This window comes from Actinoplanes sp. DH11 (assembly GCF_020873875.1).
In the GTDB taxonomy this organism is placed as follows: domain Bacteria; phylum Actinomycetota; class Actinomycetes; order Mycobacteriales; family Micromonosporaceae; genus Actinoplanes.
Genome location: NZ_JAHWGU010000118.1, coordinates 1 through 472 on the forward strand (window position 1 = coordinate 1; position 472 = coordinate 472).

A 472-nucleotide genomic window follows, 5' to 3' on the forward strand; every position below is an offset into this window, starting at 1 on the left:
GGCCTGGCTCAGTGCCTCACTGGGCAGGGTGACTTTCCGGGCCTGGAGGCCGGTGCTGATCTCCCCATGGATCGCGGCGGCCACGTCCGGGCTCTGCGACGAGCTGGCGGCCTGCGCAGCCTCCAGCGGGTGCATCGGGATGTCGCGCCGGTGCCGGCCCTGGCCCAGTTCCATGGAGCCGTGCAGGGTGGCCATCTCGGACATGTTCCGAGAGCGGGGGATCGTGACAGCGTCCACCCTCGTGCCGTGGTAGTGGAACCGTTCGCTGTCGGTCAGGGAGATGATCGACTCGGTGGAAGTGCGCTGGACGTTGGGCACGATGACTCCAGGTTGGTTGTTGACGTACCGGAATACTCCCGCGATGGGCGGGGGTTGACAAGGGTCCGATCAGGTCACAGGTAGAGCTTGCGGGCCTTGGCGAGCACCCGGTTGCGGTCGTCCGTGGTGACGCTGGTCGACGGACAGACGCACT

1 protein-coding gene is annotated in these 472 nt (G+C 66.9%); it reads right to left on the reverse strand.

Annotation, left to right across the window (positions count from 1 at the left end):
* On the reverse strand, nt 1-318 hold a 318-nt coding region (locus LPA41_RS40990), incomplete at its 3' end, for a hypothetical protein (protein WP_229076891.1).
* Nucleotides 319-472: the final 154 nt, after the last annotated feature.